12 protein-coding genes are annotated in these 17,701 nt (G+C 71.3%); 9 read left to right on the forward strand and 3 right to left on the reverse strand.

Features of this window, described 5'->3' with window-relative positions:
* Positions 1-223 precede the first annotated feature (223 nt).
* The 6 genes from JL475_RS09695 (at position 224) to JL475_RS09720 (ending at position 8,150) form a co-directional block, all read left to right on the forward strand.
* On the forward strand, positions 224-1,195 hold the full coding sequence (locus JL475_RS09695) for a 2-dehydropantoate 2-reductase (RefSeq protein ID WP_202277043.1): 972 nt from the start codon (positions 224-226) through the stop codon (positions 1,193-1,195).
* Entirely contained in the window at positions 1,192-3,138 is a 1,947-nt protein-coding gene (locus JL475_RS09700; protein ID WP_202277044.1) for a molybdopterin oxidoreductase family protein, read from the forward strand. Before JL475_RS09695 ends, JL475_RS09700 begins: the two co-directional genes overlap by 4 nt.
* A 10-nt stretch (positions 3,139-3,148) precedes the next feature.
* Positions 3,149-4,981 (forward strand): NAD(P)H-dependent oxidoreductase subunit E, encoded by a 1,833-nt coding sequence (locus tag JL475_RS09705; RefSeq protein ID WP_202277045.1) that lies wholly within the window; start codon positions 3,149-3,151, stop codon positions 4,979-4,981.
* Positions 4,978-5,838 (forward strand): 2Fe-2S iron-sulfur cluster-binding protein, encoded by an 861-nt coding sequence (locus JL475_RS09710; protein ID WP_202277046.1) that lies wholly within the window; start codon positions 4,978-4,980, stop codon positions 5,836-5,838. The genes JL475_RS09705 and JL475_RS09710 overlap by 4 nt, the downstream gene beginning before the upstream one ends.
* Positions 5,839-5,866: 28 nt before the next feature.
* Positions 5,867-6,751 carry a formate dehydrogenase accessory sulfurtransferase FdhD gene (gene fdhD, locus JL475_RS09715; RefSeq protein ID WP_202277047.1) on the forward strand — a complete coding sequence of 295 codons (885 nt, stop codon included), beginning with the start codon at positions 5,867-5,869 and terminating at the stop codon, positions 6,749-6,751.
* Between the two features lie 169 nt (positions 6,752-6,920).
* Positions 6,921-8,150, forward strand: coding sequence for a DUF4185 domain-containing protein (locus JL475_RS09720; protein WP_202277153.1), 1,230 nt, complete (start codon positions 6,921-6,923; stop codon positions 8,148-8,150).
* Here the strand turns inward: JL475_RS09720 and JL475_RS09725 are convergent.
* Positions 8,086-9,126, reverse strand: a complete 1,041-nt coding sequence (locus tag JL475_RS09725) for a bile acid:sodium symporter family protein (protein ID WP_202277151.1) — start codon at positions 9,124-9,126, stop codon at positions 8,086-8,088. The two genes, JL475_RS09720 and JL475_RS09725, sit on opposite strands and share 65 nt — an antisense overlap.
* A 249-nt stretch (positions 9,127-9,375) precedes the next feature.
* Between JL475_RS09725 and JL475_RS09730 the strand changes: the two genes are divergently transcribed.
* Both JL475_RS09730 and JL475_RS09735 read left to right on the forward strand, forming a co-directional pair.
* The gene (locus JL475_RS09730; RefSeq protein WP_202277163.1) at positions 9,376-10,299 is read left to right on the forward strand and encodes a LysR family transcriptional regulator; all 924 of its coding nucleotides are present in this window, start codon (positions 9,376-9,378) and stop codon (positions 10,297-10,299) included.
* A gap of 84 nt (positions 10,300-10,383) precedes the next feature.
* Positions 10,384-11,211 (forward strand): aldo/keto reductase, encoded by an 828-nt coding sequence (locus tag JL475_RS09735; RefSeq protein ID WP_307825007.1) that lies wholly within the window; start codon positions 10,384-10,386, stop codon positions 11,209-11,211.
* Positions 11,212-11,303: 92 nt separating this feature from the next.
* Here the strand turns inward: JL475_RS09735 and JL475_RS09740 are convergent, their stop codons facing one another.
* Together JL475_RS09740 and JL475_RS09745 are read right to left on the reverse strand one after the other, a co-directional pair.
* On the reverse strand, positions 11,304-12,191 hold the full coding sequence (locus JL475_RS09740; RefSeq protein WP_202277048.1) for a trans-aconitate 2-methyltransferase: 888 nt from the start codon (positions 12,189-12,191) through the stop codon (positions 11,304-11,306).
* Between the two features lie 170 nt (positions 12,192-12,361).
* Positions 12,362-14,080, reverse strand: coding sequence for a glycoside hydrolase family 6 protein (locus JL475_RS09745; protein WP_202277049.1), 1,719 nt, complete (start codon positions 14,078-14,080; stop codon positions 12,362-12,364).
* Between the two features lie 585 nt (positions 14,081-14,665).
* On the opposite strand from JL475_RS09745, the gene JL475_RS09750 reads away from it, so the two are divergent.
* Positions 14,666-17,584, forward strand: a complete 2,919-nt coding sequence (locus JL475_RS09750) for a glycoside hydrolase family 48 protein (RefSeq protein ID WP_202277050.1) — start codon at positions 14,666-14,668, stop codon at positions 17,582-17,584.
* Positions 17,585-17,701: the final 117 nt, after the last annotated feature.

A 17,701-nucleotide genomic window follows, 5' to 3' on the forward strand; every position in this document is an offset into this window, starting at 1 on the left:
GAGAGCCCGGGTGGTTGAAAACCCGTCGGGTCGACGGTATGCGGTGAGCGGTATGCAGTCTGCGACGAACGGTCGGACCGCCCGGTACCCGAAAGGCGGAGCGTGCGCGAACCCTTGCTGAGCCAACCTCCATACTGTAGACAATATTTCGTCGACATACGTCGAATTCGGCCGTCGACCCCCACCTCCGCGGTACTCCCTCGACCGAACGGAGCGTTCCCCAGTGAAAGTGGCAGTTCTCGGCGCCGGGGCCATCGGCGCCTATGTCGGCGCCGCGCTCCATCGCGCGGGTGCCGATGTGCACCTCGTCGCCCGTGGACCGCATCTGGCGGCCATGAGGCAGCACGGCGTGCGGGTGCTCAGCCCGCGCGGCGACTTCACGGCGCGCCCCCACGCGACCGACGACCCGGCCGAGATCGGCCCGGTCGACTACGTCTTCCTCGGCCTCAAGGCCAACGCGTACGCGGCGTGCGGGCCGCTGATCGCACCCCTGCTGCACGACACCACGGCGGTCGTGGCCGCCCAGAACGGCATTCCCTGGTGGTACTTCCACCGGCACGGCGGCCCCCACGACGGCCACCGCGTGGAAAGCGTGGACCCCGGCGGCGCGGTCAGTGCGGTGCTCGCGCCCCGGCGGGCGATCGGCTGTGTCGTCTATGCGGCCACCGAGCTCGAAGGGCCCGGCGTCGTACGGCACTTGGAGGGCACCCGGTTCTCGATCGGGGAGCCCGACCGCAGTGTCTCCGCGCGCTGCCTCGCGTTCAGCGGGGCGATGGTGGACGGCGGGCTGAAGTGCCCGGTGGAGCCCGAACTGCGCGGCGACATCTGGGTCAAGCTGCTCGGCAACATCTCCTTCAACCCGATCAGCGCCCTCGCCCGCGCGACCATGCGGCAGATGTGCCTGCACGGCGGTACCCGCAGGGTCATCGAGATCATGATGAACGAGACGCTCTCGGTCGCCCGCGCCCTCGGCTGCGAGGTCGGCGTGTCCGTGGAGCGCCGGCTGGCCGGCGCCGAGCGCGTCGGCGACCACCGCACGTCCACGCTCCAGGACCTGGAGCGCGGCAAACCGCTCGAACTCGACGTACTGCTCGCCGTCGTCGTCGAGTTGGCGGACATCACCGGCGTGGAGGTGCCCACCCTGCGCACCGTGCACGCCATCTCGGACCTGCTCGCGCTGAGGAGCGCCGCATGAAGAGCACCAGGAAACGCGACCGGAGCCCGAAGACCTACACCAGGCTCACCCATCCCCTGGTCCGCGACTCGCGTGACGAGCCGTTCCGGCGGGCCACCTGGGACGAGGCCCTGGAGCGGGCCGCCCGGGGGATCGGCGCCGCGCGCGGCGCGTTCGGGATGTTCTCCTGTGCCCGCGCGACCAATGAGATGAACTACGTGGCGCAGAAGTTCGCCCGGGTCGTCATGGGCACCCACAACGTGGACTCCTGCAACCGCACCTGTCACGCCCCGTCCGTGGCCGGGCTGTCGGCCGCGTTCGGCTCCGGCGGCGGGACCTCGTCGTACGAGGAGATCGAGCACACCGACGTCATCGTGATGTGGGGTTCCAACGCCCGCTTCGCACACCCGATCTTCTTCCAGCACGTGCTGAAGGGCATTCACAACGGCGCCCGCATGTACGCGGTCGACCCGCGGCGGACGTCGACCGCCGAGTGGGCGGAGAGCTGGCTCGGGCTGAACGTCGGCACGGACATCCCGATGGCGCACGCGATCGGCCGCGAGATCATCCACGCCGGCCTGGTCAACGAGGCGTTCGTCCGGGGGGCGACCACCGGCTTCGAGGAGTACCGGGCACTCGTCGAGCCGTGGACGCTGTCCCTCGCCGAGAAGGTGACCGGCGTGCCGGCCGCCGCGATAAGGGAGTTGGCGCACGCCTACGCCCGCGCCGAGCGCGCCCAGCTGTGCTGGACCCTCGGCATCACCGAGCACCACAACGGCACCGACAACGTCCGCGCCCTGGTCAACCTCTCGTTGCTCACCGGCCACGTCGGCCGCTACGGCGCCGGTCTGCAGCCGCTGCGCGGCCAGAACAACGTGCAGGGCGGCGGCGACATGGGGGCGATCCCCAACCGGCTGCCCGGCTTCCAGGACATCCTCGACCCGGCGATCCGGCTGAAGTTCGAGTCCGCCTGGGGCACCGTCCTCCCGCCGCGCTACGGGATGACGCTCACGGAGATGTTCGAGGCCATGGACGACGGTTCGCTGCGGGCCGTCTACTGCATCGGGGAGAACCCGGCGCAGTCCGAGGCGGACGCCGAGCAGGCGGTACGGCGGCTGAGCGGGCTGGACTTCCTGGTGGTGCAGGACATCTTCCTGACGAAGACCGCCGAACTCGCTGACGTCGTCCTGCCGGCCACCGCGGGGTGGGCGGAGACCGACGGCACCACCACCAACAGCGAGCGCAGGGTGCAGCGCGTCCGCCGGGCGGTGACGCCGCCCGGTGAGGCACGCGAGGACATCGACATCATCTGCGATCTCGCCACCCGCCTCGGCCACGACTGGAAGTACGCCGACGCCGAGGCCGTCTGGGACGAGCTCCGGTCCGTCTCCCCCGACCACCACGGCATGACCTACGGGCGGCTGGACGAGCACCAGGGCATCCAGTGGCCGTGCCCGAGCACCGACGCGCTCGAACCGCCGTATCTGCACGGCAGGTTGTGGGACCCGGATCCGGACCGGCGGGGCCGGCCCGCGCCGTTCGGGATCGTGCAGCACGACCCGCCGGTCGACCTCACCGACGAGGAGTACCCGATCCGGCTCACCACAGGACGCCGACTCGACTCGTACAACACCGGTGTGCAGAGCGGCGGTTACTCCTCGCCCCTGCGGCGCGGCGAGGCCGTCGAGCTGTGCCCGGAGGACGCCGAGCGCTACGGCGTGGTGGTCGGCGAGCAGGTGCGGGTGACGTCCCGGCGCGGGTCGGTGCTGGCACCGGTGTGGGTGGACACCGCGCTGCGGCCGGGGCTCGCCTTCATGAGCTTCCACTTCCCCGACGAGGTGGACACCAACGTGCTGACCATCGAGGCCAACTGTCCCATCGCCGGGACCGCGGAGTTCAAGGCCTCGGCGATCCGGATCGAGAAGCTCCCGGCTCCGCGCCCCAGTGCCCCAGTGATCCAGTGAGGTGACGTAAGTGGACCTGCGCTTCGGTGACAGCAAACCGACGGACGAGGAGCGGGCGGCGGTCGACACGCTGCTCGGTCCTCCCGAGTCCTCGTGGGAGGGTGCCGACCGCGACGGGATGCGGGCCGGCGATCTGAGGTGGGCCCGCGGCGGGCGGGAGGCCCGGGACCGCCGCGACCAGCTGCTGCCGGGGCTGCACGCGCTCAACGACCGGGTGGGCTGGATCAGCGAGGGCGCCCTGGACTACCTGTGCCGGCGGCTGACGGTGCCGCCGTCGGAGGCGTACGGGGTGGCCACGTTCTACGCGATGTTCTCCGTCAAGCCGCGCCCGGCGACCGTGCTGCACGTGTGCACGGACCTCGCGTGCGCGGCGGCCGGGGCCGGGGCGCTGTGCGCCGGGATCGAGTCGCGGCTCGGGCCCGGCAGCGGGGTGAGCGTCGAGCGCAGCCCCTGTCTGGGCCTGTGCGAACGCGCCCCGGCGGCCCTGGCGATCAGGGCCGGGGAGCCGGTGCGTACGGCGGTGTCGGCGCCGGCGACGGTGGACTCGGCGGTGCTCGCGGCGAGCGCGCCCGACGCCGCCCCCGAGGAACCGGCCGCGGCGATGGCGGTGCCCCAGGCCGGGGACCCCTCGCTGACGCTGCTGCGCCGGGTCGGCGCGGTCGACCCGGCGTCGCTGGACGACTACCGCGCCCACGGCGGCTACGCGGCCCTGCGCCGGGCCTTCGCGCTGGGGCCGGCCGGGGTGATCCGGGAGGTCACCGACTCGGGCCTGGTCGGACGGGGCGGCGCCGCCTTCCCCACCGGCCGCAAGTGGCAGGCCACGGCGTCCCAGCCGGACCGGCCGCACTACCTCGTGTGCAACGCCGACGAGTCCGAGCCCGGGACCTTCAAGGACCGGGTGATCATGGAGGGCGATCCGTACGCGCTGGTGGAGGCGATGACCATCGCCGCCTATGCGACCGGCGCGCACCAGGGATACCTCTATCTGCGCGGTGAGTACCCGCGAGCGCTCCACCGCATGCGACACGCCATCGACCAGGCGCGGGCGCGCGGCCTGCTGGGCGACGACGTCCTCGGCCAGGGGTACGCCTTCGACATCGAGATCCGACGCGGCGCGGGCGCGTACATCTGCGGTGAGGAGACCGCGCTGTTCAACTCCATCGAGGGCTACCGGGGCGAGCCCCGCTCCAAGCCCCCCTTCCCGGTGGAGAAGGGCCTGTTCGGCAAGCCGACGGTGGAGAACAACGTCGAGACGCTCGTCAACGTCCTGCCCGTCCTGACGATGGGCGCCCCGGCGTACGCGGCGATCGGCACCGAGCGGTCCACCGGCCCCAAGCTGTTCTGCGTGTCCGGCAGCGTCGGCCGGCCCGGGATCTACGAACTGCCGTTCGGCGCGACGCTGGGCGAGCTGCTGGAGCTGGCCGAGGTGCGCGACGGGCTGAGGGCGGTGCTGCTCGGCGGGGCGGCCGGCGGCTTCGTGCGCGCCGACGAACTGGACATCCCGCTCACCTTCGAGGGCACCCGCCAGGCGGGTACGACGCTCGGCTCGGGGGTCGTGATGGCCTTCGACGGCACCGTGCCGCTGCCCCGGCTGCTGCTGCGCATCGCGCAGTTCTTCCGTGACGAGTCCTGCGGGCAGTGCGTGCCGTGCCGGGTCGGGACCGTACGCCAGGAGGAGGCGCTCACCCGGATCGTGGAACGCACCGGCTCCGGCGCTGCCGGTGACATCGCCCTGCTGCGCGAGGTGGGCAGCGCGATGCGGGACGCCTCGATCTGCGGTCTGGGCCAGACCGCGTGGAACGCCGTGGAATCCGCCATCGACCGTCTGGGGGCCTACGAATGACCGTGACACCGCTGGGGATTCCCCGCCGCCTGCTGGAGTTCACCCTGGACGGCGAGCCGGTCCGGGCGCCCGAGGGCTCGACGATCCTGGACGCCTGCCGGGCGGCCGGGAAGGACGTCCCGACGCTGTGCGAGGGCGACACGCTGACGCCGAAGAACGCGTGCCGCGTGTGCGTGGTGGAGGTCGAGGGCTCGCGCACGCTGGTCCCGGCCTGCTCGCGCAAGGCCGAGCCGGGCATGGAGGTGCGCACCGACACCGAGCGGGCCCGGCACAGCCGGAAGGTGGTCCTCGAACTGCTCGCGTCCTCCGTCGACCTGTCGACGACCCCGCGGGCCGCCGAGTGGATCAAGGAGTACGAGGCGAAACCGGACCGCTTCGGCCCGGACGCGGCCCGGATCGACGAGGAGCCGAGGGTCGACAACGACCTGTACGTGCGCGACTACGGCAAGTGCATCCTCTGCTACAAGTGCGTGGACGCCTGCGGCGACCAGTGGCAGAACTCCTTCGCGATCTCGGTCGCGGGCCGTGGTTTCGACGCGCGGATCGCGGTCGAACACGACGGTCCGCTGACCGAGTCGGCGTGCGTGTACTGCGGGAACTGCATCGAGGTGTGCCCGACGGGTGCCCTGTCGTTCAAGTCGGAGTTCGACATGCGGGCGGCGGGCACCTGGAACGAGTCGGCGCAGACGCGGACGACGACGGTGTGCGCGTACTGCGGAGTGGGCTGCAACCTCACGCTGCACGTGCAGGACAATGAGATCGTGAAGGTCAGCTCACCGCACGACAATCCGGTGACCCACGGCAACCTGTGCATCAAGGGCCGCTTCGGCTATCAGCACGTACAGAACCGGGACTGACACCAGGAACCGACCAGGGACTGGGGACATGGGACGAGTCACAGAACGACGCAAGGTGGTCCGCATCCGCGACGGGGTGGTGTCCACCCGCCCGGACACGCTCGTCACCGAGGAACCCCTGGAGATCCGGCTGAACGGGAAGCCGCTGGCGATCACGATGCGCACCCCGGGTGACGACTTCGCGCTGGCCGTCGGCTTCCTGGTCAGCGAGGGCGTCCTGGCGGTCGGCTCCGACCTGCGGAACGTCGTGTACTGCGCGGGGGCCACGCGTGGGGGCACCTCCCGCTCGAGCGGAGCCGAGAGTGGGGGAGGTTCGAACACGTACAACGTGGTGGATGTGCAGACCGCGCCGGGCGTGGCGATCCCGGACATCACACTCGAGCGCAACGTGTACACGACCTCGTCCTGCGGTCTGTGCGGCAAGGCGAGTCTGGACGCGGTGCGCACCACGACCCGCCACCCGATCGCCGACAGCCCGCCCCTGCGCCTCACCCCGGAGCTGCTGGCCGCTCTGCCCGACCGGCTGCGCGCCTCCCAGCGGGTCTTCGACCGGACGGGCGGCCTGCACGCGGCGGCCCTGTTCGACGAGGACGGCGAGCTGCTGGACGTGCGGGAGGACGTGGGCCGGCACAACGCGGTCGACAAGCTGGTCGGCCGCGCGCTGCAGAACGGGAACCTGCCGCTGTCCCGGACCGTCCTGATGGTCTCCGGCCGGGCCTCCTTCGAGCTGGCGCAGAAGGCGGTCATGGCGGGCGTCCCGGTGCTGGCGGCCGTCTCGGCGCCGTCCTCGCTGGCCGTGGACCTGGCGGCGGAGACGGGGCTGACCCTCGTGGGGTTCCTGCGGGGCAGTTCCATGAACGTGTACGCGGGTGAGGACCGTATCGTCCTGCGGACCGCGGTCGCCCAGGGCTGACCGGTTCCCCGCGGCACGGCGGCGGGGTCCCTCCCGGCGGGGAGCGCCCCCTGCGCCGTGGGGGCCCCGCCTCGACGCGTGACCACCCCGCCATGGACCCGGGCCACTCCGGCCACTAACGTCCCGGAGCGTGCCCGACGACACAGCACGAGCAGGCGTACGAGCAGGGGTGTGCTTACGGGGGAGGACGGCGGCCAGGACACGCCTGCTGCTCGCGGCGGCCCTGGCGCTGGTCCTCGGCGCCGTGCTGGTCTCCGTCCTGCCGGAGAACGACGACCGGCGCGGCGACGGCGTCTGCGCGCCGCACACCGTCGCCTCCTGGGCGGCGGAGGACACCCTCACCGCCGAGTTCGCCCGCTACGGCGACGACGCCGCACGCACCGACGACTGGACGGGCGGTGACGGCACCCACTCGGTGCGGCTGCCCGACGGCCGGCTGCTGTGGCTGTTCTCCGACACCTACCTGGGCCACGTGTACGGCCCGCCCAACCCGGTCGGCGAGTCCCACGCCTGGCGGGACCCCGCCACTCCGCTGGTGCGCAACTCGGCCGTGCTGATGCGGGACGGCCGGCTGGAGACCACCCTTCCCGCGCCGCTCTTCCCCGACCCCGCGCCGGACCGGTGGCGCTGGCCGGTCGCCGCCCGGGTCGAGCCCCGCTCCCCCGGTTCCGCGGAACGGGTCGTCCGGGTCGTGCTGTGGGTGCGTACGACCGGGCAGTCCCCGTGGATCTACGGCGTGCCCACCGCCACCGAGGTCGCCACGCTCTCCCTGCCCGATCTGCGTCTGGAGTCGGTGGTGGAGGTGCTCGACCAGCGAAACGTCCCCGATCCGTCCCGCCGGGTCCTGTTCGGCACCACCCTGGTCGAGGAGGACGGCTGGACGTACGTCTTCGGCGGCGACGACGGCCGGGCCGTCTCCCGCGGGGCCTCCCACGCGTACGTGGCGCGGGTCGTGGAGGGCGGGCTCGCCGATCCGGCGGCCTGGGAGTACTGGAACGGTTCGGCGTGGCAGACCCGCGCCCGCCCGCGCCCGGTGCTCGGCGACGGACACCGCACCGGCGTGGGCAGCGCCTTCTCCGTGGTGCGGGACGGCGGCAGGTACGTCCTGTTCACGATGGCCGCGGACGCCGAGGGGCTGACCACGGTGGCGTCGTACTGGTCCTGCTCCCCCGCCGGCCCGTGGCACGGACCGGCGCAGGAGTTCACTCCCGCGCTGCCGCAGGGCGGGACCGCCGCCTACAACCCGCAGACCCACCCGGAACTGAGCGACGACGGACGGCTGGTGCTCAGCTACGACGTCAACCTGCTCGAGCCGTCCGGCGCCGCGGTACTGCTCAGCCGGAACGTGTCCCTGTACCGGCCCCGGTTCGTGACGCTCCGACTGGGGTCCGGAGGGTGACGTCCACGTCCTCGGCGGTCCCCGCGTCGAGGGGGTCGGGGTCGTGCGAGCGGCGTTTGGCGATCACCGCGCAGACCATCAGCTGCATCTGGTGGAACAGCATCAGCGGCAGCACGGCCAGCGAGGCCTGCGCGCCGAACAGCACGCTCGCCATGGGCAGTCCGGCGGCCAGGGACTTCTTCGAACCCGCGAACTGGATCGCGATCCGGTCCGCCCGGCCGAACCTCAGCGCCTTGGCGCCGTACCAGGTCAGCAGCAGCATCACGGCGAGCAGTACGGCCTCGACGGCGAGCAGGCCGCCCAGCCGGGCCGGGCTCACCTGGTTCCAGACGCCCCGCACCATCCCCTGGCTGAACGCGGTGTAGACGACGAGCAGGATCGAGCCCCGGTCGACCAGTTGGAGCACCTTGCGGTGGCGGGTGACGAACCCCCCGATCCAGCGGCGCAGCACCTGCCCGGCAACGAACGGCACCAGCAGTTGCAGCACGATCTTCGTCACCGAGTCGGCGGAGAACCCGCCGGCGCCCCCGCCCAGCAGCGCCGCCGCGAGCAGGGGGGTCGCCACGATGCCGACGAGTGAGGAGAAGGAGCCGGCGCAGATCGCGGCGGGCACGTTGCCGCGGGCGATGGAGGTGAAGGCGATGGACGACTGGATGGTGGACGGGACGAGCGTGAGGAAGAGCAGGCCCTGGTACAGGGGGTCGGTCAGCAGGACCGGGACGAACCCGCGGGCGGCCAGGCCTAGCAGCGGGAAGACGACGAAGGTGCAGGCCAGGACGGTGCCGTGGAGCCGCCAGTGCCTCAGTCCGTCCAGCGCCTCACGGGTGGAGAGCCGGGCGCCGTAGAGGAAGAAGAGGAGGGCGATGGCGGCGGTGGAGGCACCGGAGGCGAGATCGGCGCCGGTGCCGCGCGCCGGGAGCAGTGCGGCCAGGCCCACCGTCCCGAGCAGGAGCAGGATGTACGGGTCGATCGGCATCCGGCTCGGCCAGTGCGGGCGTTTCACGGTGCTTCACTTGCTCCACTCACTCGGGACTCTTCGGGACTCTTCGAGGCGCTCGGCGATGCGGCGATTTTTCGCGTCGCTCGGTCGTTCTTCGGGGCTCCGCCGCGCGAGCACGGGAAGCCCCTCTCCATCCTGCTCCCTCCCACCGTGATCGGGAATCCCGTATACCGCTCTCACTGTCATCGCGTTCCGCGATAACCTTCCGGGGTGGCCGAGACCGAGATGTACGACCCGACGCAACTGCGGACGTTCCTGTCCGTGGCGCACACGCTGTCCTTCACCCGGGCCGCTCGGCGACTCGGGCTGCGGCAGTCGACGGTCAGCCAGCATGTGCGGCGCCTGGAAGAGGCCACCGGGCGACAGCTGTTCACCCGGGACACCCACTCCGTGGAGCTCACCGAGGACGGCGAGGCGATGCTCGGCTTCGCACGGCGGATCCTGGACGTGCACGAGCAGGCGGCGCAGTTCTTCGCAGGCACCCGGCTGCGCGGCCGGCTGCGGTTCGGCGCGTCGGAGGACTTCGTGCTGACCAGGCTGCCGGAGATCCTGGAGCGGTTCCGGTACGAGCACCCGGAGGTCGACCTGGAGCTCACGGTCGAGCTGTCGGGCACGCTGCACGAGAAGCTGGCCGCGGGCGAGCTGGACCTGGTGCTGGCCAAGCGGCGGCCGAAGGACCCCCGGGGCGAGCTGGTGTGGCGTGACGAGCTGGTGTGGATCGGCGCGCAGGGGCTGCGTCTCGAACCGAACCGCCCGGTGCCGCTGATCGTCTATCCTCCGCCGGGCATCACCCGGGAGCTCGCGCTGCGGGCGCTGGAGCGGCAGGGCCGTGAGTGGCGGATCGTGTGCACCAGCGGCAGCCTCAACGGCCTGCTCGCGGCGGCCCGCGCCGGGCTCGGCGTGATGGTGCACTCGCGCGGGCTGATCCCGCCGGGGCTGGTACGGATGCCGGACCGGGCGGGGCTGCCGGAGCCGGGCCGGGTGGACTTCGTGGTGGTGCACGGCCGGCGGCGCCCCTCGGCGCAGGGTGCGGCGCACGCGCTGGCGGCGGCGATCCTGGCGGGCGGAGACCGGTTGAAGCGCAGGGCGATCGAGAAGACATACGAGGAGGGGGCGGCGGAGACGGCGGAGGCGCCGTACCGCACGTGAATCGCGCCGTCCGGAATGCATCGGGAGCCATGATCGTTGACGATGGGTGTGTCATCCGATCACAACCCGAAGGATCGAGAGCTCGTGAGCAAGGTCCCCCCGATCACCCTGAACAACGGCGTCGAGATGCCCCAACTGGGCTTCGGCGTCTGGCAGGTGCCGGACGCGGAGGCCGAGACGGCCGTCGCGGCGGCACTGGAGGCGGGCTACCGCAGCATCGACACCGCGGCGGCGTACGGCAACGAGGAGGGCACGGGCAGGGCGATCGCCGCCTCGGGGGTTCCCCGCGAGGACCTCTTCGTCACCACCAAGCTCTGGAACACCGATCACGGTTACGACTCCACCCTGCGCGCCTTCGACGCGTCCCTGTCGAAGCTCGGGCTGGACCACGTGGATCTGTACCTCATCCACTGGCCGACGCCGGCCCGGGGCCGCTACGTCGACACGTACCGGGCGTTCGAGAAGCTCTACGCCGAGGGCCGGGTCCGTGCCATCGGCGTGTCGAACTTCCAGCGCGAGCACCTGGAGCACCTGATCGCCGAGACGTCGGTCGTGCCGGCGGTCGACCAGATCGAACTGCACCCGCATCTCCAGCAGCGCGCCGCCCGCGAGTACCACGCGCAGCAGGGCATCGCCACCGAAGCCTGGTCGCCGCTGGGCCAGGGCAAGGGCCTGCTGGAGGTCCCGGCGATCGTGGCCATCGCGCAGAAGCACGGCCGTACTCCCGCCCAGGTCGTGCTGCGCTGGCACATCCAGCTCGGCAACGTCGTCATCCCCAAGTCGGTGACGCCGTCCCGCATCAAGGAGAACATCGACGTCTTCGGGTTCAGTCTGGACACCGAGGACCTCGCGGCGATCAGCGCCCTCGACGAGGGCCGCAGGCTGGGCCCGGACCCGGCGACGCTGAACTGACCCGCCGGCCTCCGAGGCGCGGAACGCGGCGGCCCCCGGTACTGCTGCACGGTCCGGGAGGCCGCCGCGCGTGTGGCTGGTCCGGCCGGTGTCTAGACCGGCCGGACCGCCGTGTGCACGGTGTGGGCGGCGAGGACGAAGAGATCGGGGCGGTGGTGCAGGCTCGCCGCGTCGTCCGGGTCGAGGAGACGGTCGAGGGTGGCGCGGTCCTCGGCGTCCAGACCGTCGGCGAGCCGCTCGCGGACGTAGCCCAGAGTGGCGACGACGTAGGCGCGGGCACGGTCCGTGACCGGGGCGGGAAGGTCGAGGAGGAAGGTGCGGGAGCGGGCGTGGTGCAGACCGGCCGCGGTCAGCAGCGCCGGCCAGTCCTCGGTGTGCGCGACGGAGCCCGGCAGTTCGGTGCGCATGTGGGTGAACCAGTCGGCCTGCACGGCGTCGAGGCGGGCCTGGAGTCCCGGCCGGCCGATGCCGATGTCGCGCGGCAGGTACCGGGTGGGCAGGCCGCCCTCCATCACGGCCAGCGTGCCGCCGGGCGCGAGCCGGGCGGCGTGGGCGGCGAGTGCGGCACGCTGGTCGCCCAGGTGGTGGACGCTGCGGCTGGCCCACAACAGGTCGGCGGGGTACTCCAGTTCGTCGAGCACGCCGGGAAGTTCACCGGCGAGGGTGCCGAAGCGGTCACCGACGCCGTACCGGGCGGCGCGCTCCGCCGCCCGTTCGAGCAGCGGGGCGGAGCCGTCGACGGCCATGATGCGGGCGCCCTCGAAGACCTCGGCGAACAGACAGGAGATGACACCGGGCCCGCTGCCCGCGTCCACGATCAGTCCCGGTTCCGTCACCTCCTTCGCGAGCCAGCCGAGGGCCCGCTCGTACAGGGGCGTGAACAGTTCGGCCTCCGATTCGAGCAGGGCGGCCATCTCCGCCCAGTCGATCTCGGTGTCCGTGCCCGTGCCCGTGTGGTCGTGCTGGTGGTGGTGCGCCATGGTGGTCAGCCTCTCCGCTCGGATGCGGACAGAGTGCGCCGACGCACCGGGCAGAGGCCAATGGTGTTGCCGTTCCGGCAAAACGGTTTCCCGAGACGGGTCGGTCCGCCGGGACCGGGGCCGGGCGCGCGGCCCGGCCCCTCGGCCCCGGCGGACCAGGGGTCGGCCGGTCAGGACAGCGGCGGGTACGCGTTCTGCATCAGCTGCCGGAACTGTGCCGAGAACCAGTGCCCGGAGACCGGGGCGTCCGGCAGGGCTCCGGTGAGGTTGTTCCCGTTGCGCGGGGTGCCCGTGTAGGTCGGGTCGCACATCCGGTCGAAGCCCTTGCCCTCGTCGTTCGGGATGGCCTTGCTGGCCCCGTCGGACTCACCCGGGGGCTTCATCCACACGTAGGCGTCGATACCGCTCTCCGGTGCCGCCTTCGGGCGTTCGCCGAGTCCGGCGCCCGACTGGTTGCACCAGTTGCCGATGTGGATGCGGCGGTCGTACCGTCCGCCGTCGATGTAGGTGTCGACGCTGGTCGTCGCGCCCGGTCCGGCGGGCCGGGCGGTGCCGCCCCAGCCGTTGCGGGAGGTGTCGATGAGCATGCCGATGTTGGTGTCGAAACCGGTCGAGACGAGTTCGTTGCGGAAGGCCTGGGCGAAGCCCAGCTCGTCGACGTACCGGTTCCAGTCGACCCACTTGGACTCGCGGACCGACTTGCCGGCCACGGAATCGTTGAGGGTGAAGTTGTTCTCCTTCAGCGCACTGTAGTTGGCGGTGTTGGTGATGAAGCCGTGGACGTCCGACGGGGTCGCGCCCTCGGCGGTGGCCGCGTCGTGGAACACGTCGGCGGAGGCTCCGAAGTTGTCGTCCCAGCCGATCCAGCCGTGGTGGCCGGCATCGACGTAGTTGTACACGTTCCCCACGTCGCCGAGCTTGTTCAGGGCGTAGCCGACGCCCTTGACGTAGTTGCCGTTGGCCTTCATCACGTCGCACTCCGGCGTCGCGGTGGCGCGGCTGCCGGTGTTGGTGACGAGGTTGGGCAGGGAGTCGATCTCGACCGTGGTGACGATCCGCAGCGAGGCGTACTTCTGGTCGGAGAGGATCGCGGCGATCGGGTCGATGTACTCGGTCTTGTAGCGGCCGATCTCCGTGGGGCCGAGTTCGCCGTTGGAGGCGAGGGCGGAGCAGTCACGGCCGGGCAGGTTGTAGATGACCAGCTGGATGACGAGTTCGCCCGAGCCCTTCTGCCGCAGGGCCTCGTCGAGGTGGGCACGCAGCCCCATCTTGCCGTTGGCCCCGTTGATGGCGGCGATGCGGTCCAGCCAGACACCGGTGGGCTGGTTCGCGATGCGGCTGCCGCCCGGTTCGGCTGCCGCGTTCGCGGACCACTCGGGGTTCACGTACACCTTGGCGCCGCTGTAAGGGTTGTTGACCCGGTCACCGGGACCGGGCGGGTCCGTGGGGTCGGGGTCGGTCGGGCCGCCGCCGTCGACGTTGCACGTGACACCGTCGAGGGTGAAGGTGGCGGGGACCGCGTTGCTGCCGCTGTAGGTGCCCTGGAAGCCGAAGCTGGCCGAACCACCCGTGGCCAGCGTGCCGTTGTAGGACTCGTTGACGGCGGTGACGTTGGCGCCGGACTGGGTGACCTTGGCGTTCCAGGCGCTGGTGACCCGCTGGTTGCCCGCGTAGGACCACTTCAGTGACCAGGACGACTTGGCGGCACCGAGGTTGGTGACCGTCACGGCGGCCGTGAAGCCGGTGTCCCACTGGTTCTGCACCCGGTAGTCGACGGTGCAGGGGACGGCGGCGGCGCCGACGTCGCCGGGGACGGCGGCGTAGGCCGTCCCGGCGGCACCGGCGACCAGCGCCATGGCAGCGAGGAGCGCGGTTCTGGTACGACTCATGAGTGCGGGTTTCCTATCCGTAGGGGGCTGTCCGAAGAGGGCTGTCCGTCGGGGCGCGCGTGGCTCGCGCGGCCCGGTGCCGTACGGCGTGGGGGTGCCTCGGGGCTCGGGATCAGGACGGGGTCCGGTCCGCGGTCCGGGATGTTCAAAGGCCGGACCGGCCATGAGGGGTCCCACAGGAGTGCGCTGTCCCCGCGTCGGGGGTACGGGTGGCGCCGTCGAGCCGGGACACCGCGGATCCGGTGCCGACGTCCCTCGGGGAAGCGGTGGCGGAGTGCTCCACCGGGCATGGCTGGGGCGGGGCTAAAAGTACTGAACGCGGGGGGTGCCGCATGAGCGACTCCTTGCAGTTCGGACGCATCGTGACGGACGCGTCGACTGATGGAACCGCTCCCACTGGTGTCCATGAAGCTAGCGCCAAGTGACGGCAAAGAACAGAGGAGTCACTGACTTTCGCTCGACTCGGGCCGTCGAATCTTTTCGACTCCTCACAAGCCTTGACCGCTCCGGGCCCCGTCCTCGCTATGGGAGCGCTCCCACTGGTTCAAGCCTTGACGTCTCCGAGTCGCAGGAGGAACCAGCACCATGCGCCCCCCACCCAGAAGACACCGCGGCGTGCGGCGACTGTGGACCGCCGCGGCGGCCGCTCTCGCACTTCCGCTGACGATGCTGTCCTCAGGATCGACTCCCGCTCAGGCGGCGGCCGTTCAGTGCAGCGTGGACTACCGGACCAATGACTGGGGTTCCGGCTTCACCGCGGACCTGACCCTCACCAACCGCGGGGCGGAAGCCATCGACGGCTGGACCCTCACCTACGCCTACGCGGGCGACCAGCAGCTCGTGAACGGCTGGAACGGCAGCTGGAGCCAGTCCGGCAAGACCGTGACCGTGCGGGACGCCGGGTACAACGCGCGGATCGCGACCGGTGGCGCCGTCACCACCGGCGCGCAGTTCGCCTACAGCGGCAGCAACGCCGCACCCGCGTCCTTCGCGATCAACGGCACCCCCTGCACCGGGGCCCACCAGCCGCCGATCACCGTGCTGACCAGCCCGCAGGCCGGCGCCGTCTACACCCGGGGCGAGCCGGTCCCGCTCGCGGCGACCGCGGCGGCAGCCGACAACGCCACCATCAGCAAGGTGGAGTTCTACGACGACACCGAGCTGCTGGGCACGGACACGAGCGCGCCCTTCGCTCTTTCCGTCGCCGGATTGACCGTGGGCAGTCATTCGCTGACGGCGAAGGCGTACGACAGCCTGGGCGCCTCCGCGACCTCGACCCCGGTCGGCATCACGGTCGCCTCCGGTCCGGCCGTCGTGGCGATGCCCTCCCAACTGGGCGTCCAGCAGGGCAAGTCGGGCACGTACGAGGTGAAGCTGTCGACGCGACCGAGCACGAACACGACCGTCACGACGACCCGTGCGAGCGGCAACTCCGGGCTGTCGGTCACCGGTGGCGTCTCGCTCACCTTCACACCGTCGAACTGGAACACCGCGCAACGGGTGACGATCGGCGCCGACTCGTCGGGCACCGGCTCGGCGGTCTTCGAGTCGTCGGCCCCCGGGCACGGCAAGGCGTCGGTCACGGTGACGCAGCTGGGCGCGGCCAAGGCGTACGACGCGCGCTTCCTGGAGCTCCACGGGAAGATCACCGACCCGGCGAACGGCTACTTCTCCCCCGAGGGCATCCCGTACCACTCGGTGGAGACGCTGATCGTCGAGGCGCCGGACCACGGCCACGAGACCACCTCGGAGGCCTACAGCTATCTGCTGTGGCTGCAGGCCATGTACGGCAAGGTGACCGGTGACTGGTCGAAGTTCAACGGGGCCTGGGACATCATGGAGCGGTACATGATCCCGACCCACGCGGACCAGCCGACCAACTTCTTTTACAACGCCTCGAAGCCGGCGACCTACGCGCCCGAGCTCGACACCCCCGCCGAGTACCCGGCGCCACTGGACACCGGTGTCTCCGTCGGTCCGGATCCGATCGCCGCCGAACTGCGCTCCACGTACGGCACGGACGACGTCTACGGGATGCACTGGCTCCAGGACGTGGACAACACCTACGGCTACGGCAACGAGCCCGGCAAGTGCGAGGCGGGTCCGACGGCGACCGGCCCGTCGTACATCAACACCTTCCAGCGCGGCTCGCAGGAGTCGGTGTGGGAGACGGTGCCGCAGCCCACCTGCGACGCCTTCAAGTACGGCGGCACGAACGGGTACCTGGACCTGTTCACCAAGGACGCCTCCTACGCGAAGCAGTGGAAGTTCACCAACGCCCCGGACGCCGACGCCCGCGCGGTGCAGGCCGCTTACTGGGCGGACCTGTGGGCGAAGGAGCAGGGCAACGGCGGTGACGTCTCCGCGACCGTCGCCAAGGCCGCCAAGATGGGCGACTACCTGCGCTACTCCATGTACGACAAGTACTTCAAGAAGGTCGGGAACTGCACCGGTCCGTCCTCCTGCCCGGCCGGCAACGGCAAGGACGCCTCGCACTACCTGATGTCCTGGTACTACGCCTGGGGCGGCGCCACCGACGCCTCCGCGGGCTGGGCCTGGCGCATCGGTTCCAGCCACGCGCACGGCGGCTACCAGAACCCCCTGGCGGCCTACGCCCTCAGCTCCCACGACGACCTGAAGCCCGAGTCGGCGACGGGCGCGGCGGACTGGGCCAAGTCCCTGGACCGGCAGTTGGAGTTCTACCGCTGGCTGCAGTCCGACGAGGGCGCCATCGCGGGCGGCGCCACCAACAGCTGGGCGGGCCGCTACGCGACCCCGCCGGCCGGGACGCCGACGTTCCACGGCATGTACTACGACGAGAAGCCGGTGTACCACGACCCGCCGTCCAACCAGTGGTTCGGCTTCCAGGCGTGGTCCATGGAGCGGGTCGCCGAGTACTACCAGCAGACGGGTGACGCCGACGCCAAGGTCGTCCTGGACAAGTGGGTCGACTGGGCGCTGTCGGAGACCACGATCAACCCGGACGGCACCTTCCGGGTCCCCTCGACGCTCCAGTGGTCGGGCAGGCCCGACACCTGGAACCCGTCCTCCCCCGGCGCCAACAGCTCGCTGCACGTCACCGTCGCCGACTACACCGACGACGTCGGTGTGGCCGCGGCCTACGCCAAGACGCTGACGTACTACGCGGACCGCTCGGGCGACACCGAGGCCGCGGACACGGCGAAGGCGCTCCTCGACGGCATGTGGGACAACCACCGGGACGACCTCGGCATCGCCGTCCCGGAGACCCGCGCCGACTACCACCGCTTCGACGACCCGGTCCACATCCCGAACGGATGGACCGGCACCATGCCGAACGGTGACCGGATCAACTCGTCGTCGACCTTCGAGTCGATCCGCTCCTTCTACCAGGACGACCCGGCCTGGTCGAAGATCGAGTCCTATCTGGCGGGCGGGGCCGCGCCCACCTTCACGTACCACCGGTTCTGGGCCCAGGCCGACATCGCCCTGGCCATGGGCTCGTACGCGGAGCTGCTCGAATAGCCCCCGCCGGCGCTCCGTGTGCCGGCCCCGGCACCTGACGCCGGGGCCACGGCGGCCGGACGGGTCCCCTCGCGCACGGGGGACCCGTCCGGCCCTCGCACGCTCCCTCTCTCCCCC

The sequence above is a fragment of the Streptomyces sp. M2CJ-2 genome, assembly GCF_016757295.1.
In the GTDB taxonomy this organism is placed as follows: Bacteria; Actinomycetota; Actinomycetes; order Streptomycetales; family Streptomycetaceae; genus Streptomyces.

Coding starts and splice junctions, on each gene's coding strand:
- JL475_RS09700 (WP_202277044.1), top strand. CDS start 1,192: ATGAAGAGCACCAGGAAACGCGACCGGAGCCCGAAGACCTACACCAGG.
- JL475_RS09710 (WP_202277046.1), top strand. CDS start 4,978: ATGACCGTGACACCGCTGGGGATTCCCCGCCGCCTGCTGGAGTTCACC.
- fdhD (WP_202277047.1), top strand. CDS start 5,867: ATGGGACGAGTCACAGAACGACGCAAGGTGGTCCGCATCCGCGACGGG.
- JL475_RS09725 (WP_202277151.1), bottom strand. CDS start 9,126: ATGCCGATCGACCCGTACATCCTGCTCCTGCTCGGGACGGTGGGCCTG.
- JL475_RS09730 (WP_202277163.1), top strand. CDS start 9,376: ATGTACGACCCGACGCAACTGCGGACGTTCCTGTCCGTGGCGCACACG.
- JL475_RS09740 (WP_202277048.1), bottom strand. CDS start 12,191: ATGGCGCACCACCACCAGCACGACCACACGGGCACGGGCACGGACACC.
- JL475_RS09745 (WP_202277049.1), bottom strand. CDS start 14,080: ATGAGTCGTACCAGAACCGCGCTCCTCGCTGCCATGGCGCTGGTCGCC.
- JL475_RS09750 (WP_202277050.1), top strand. CDS start 14,666: ATGCGCCCCCCACCCAGAAGACACCGCGGCGTGCGGCGACTGTGGACC.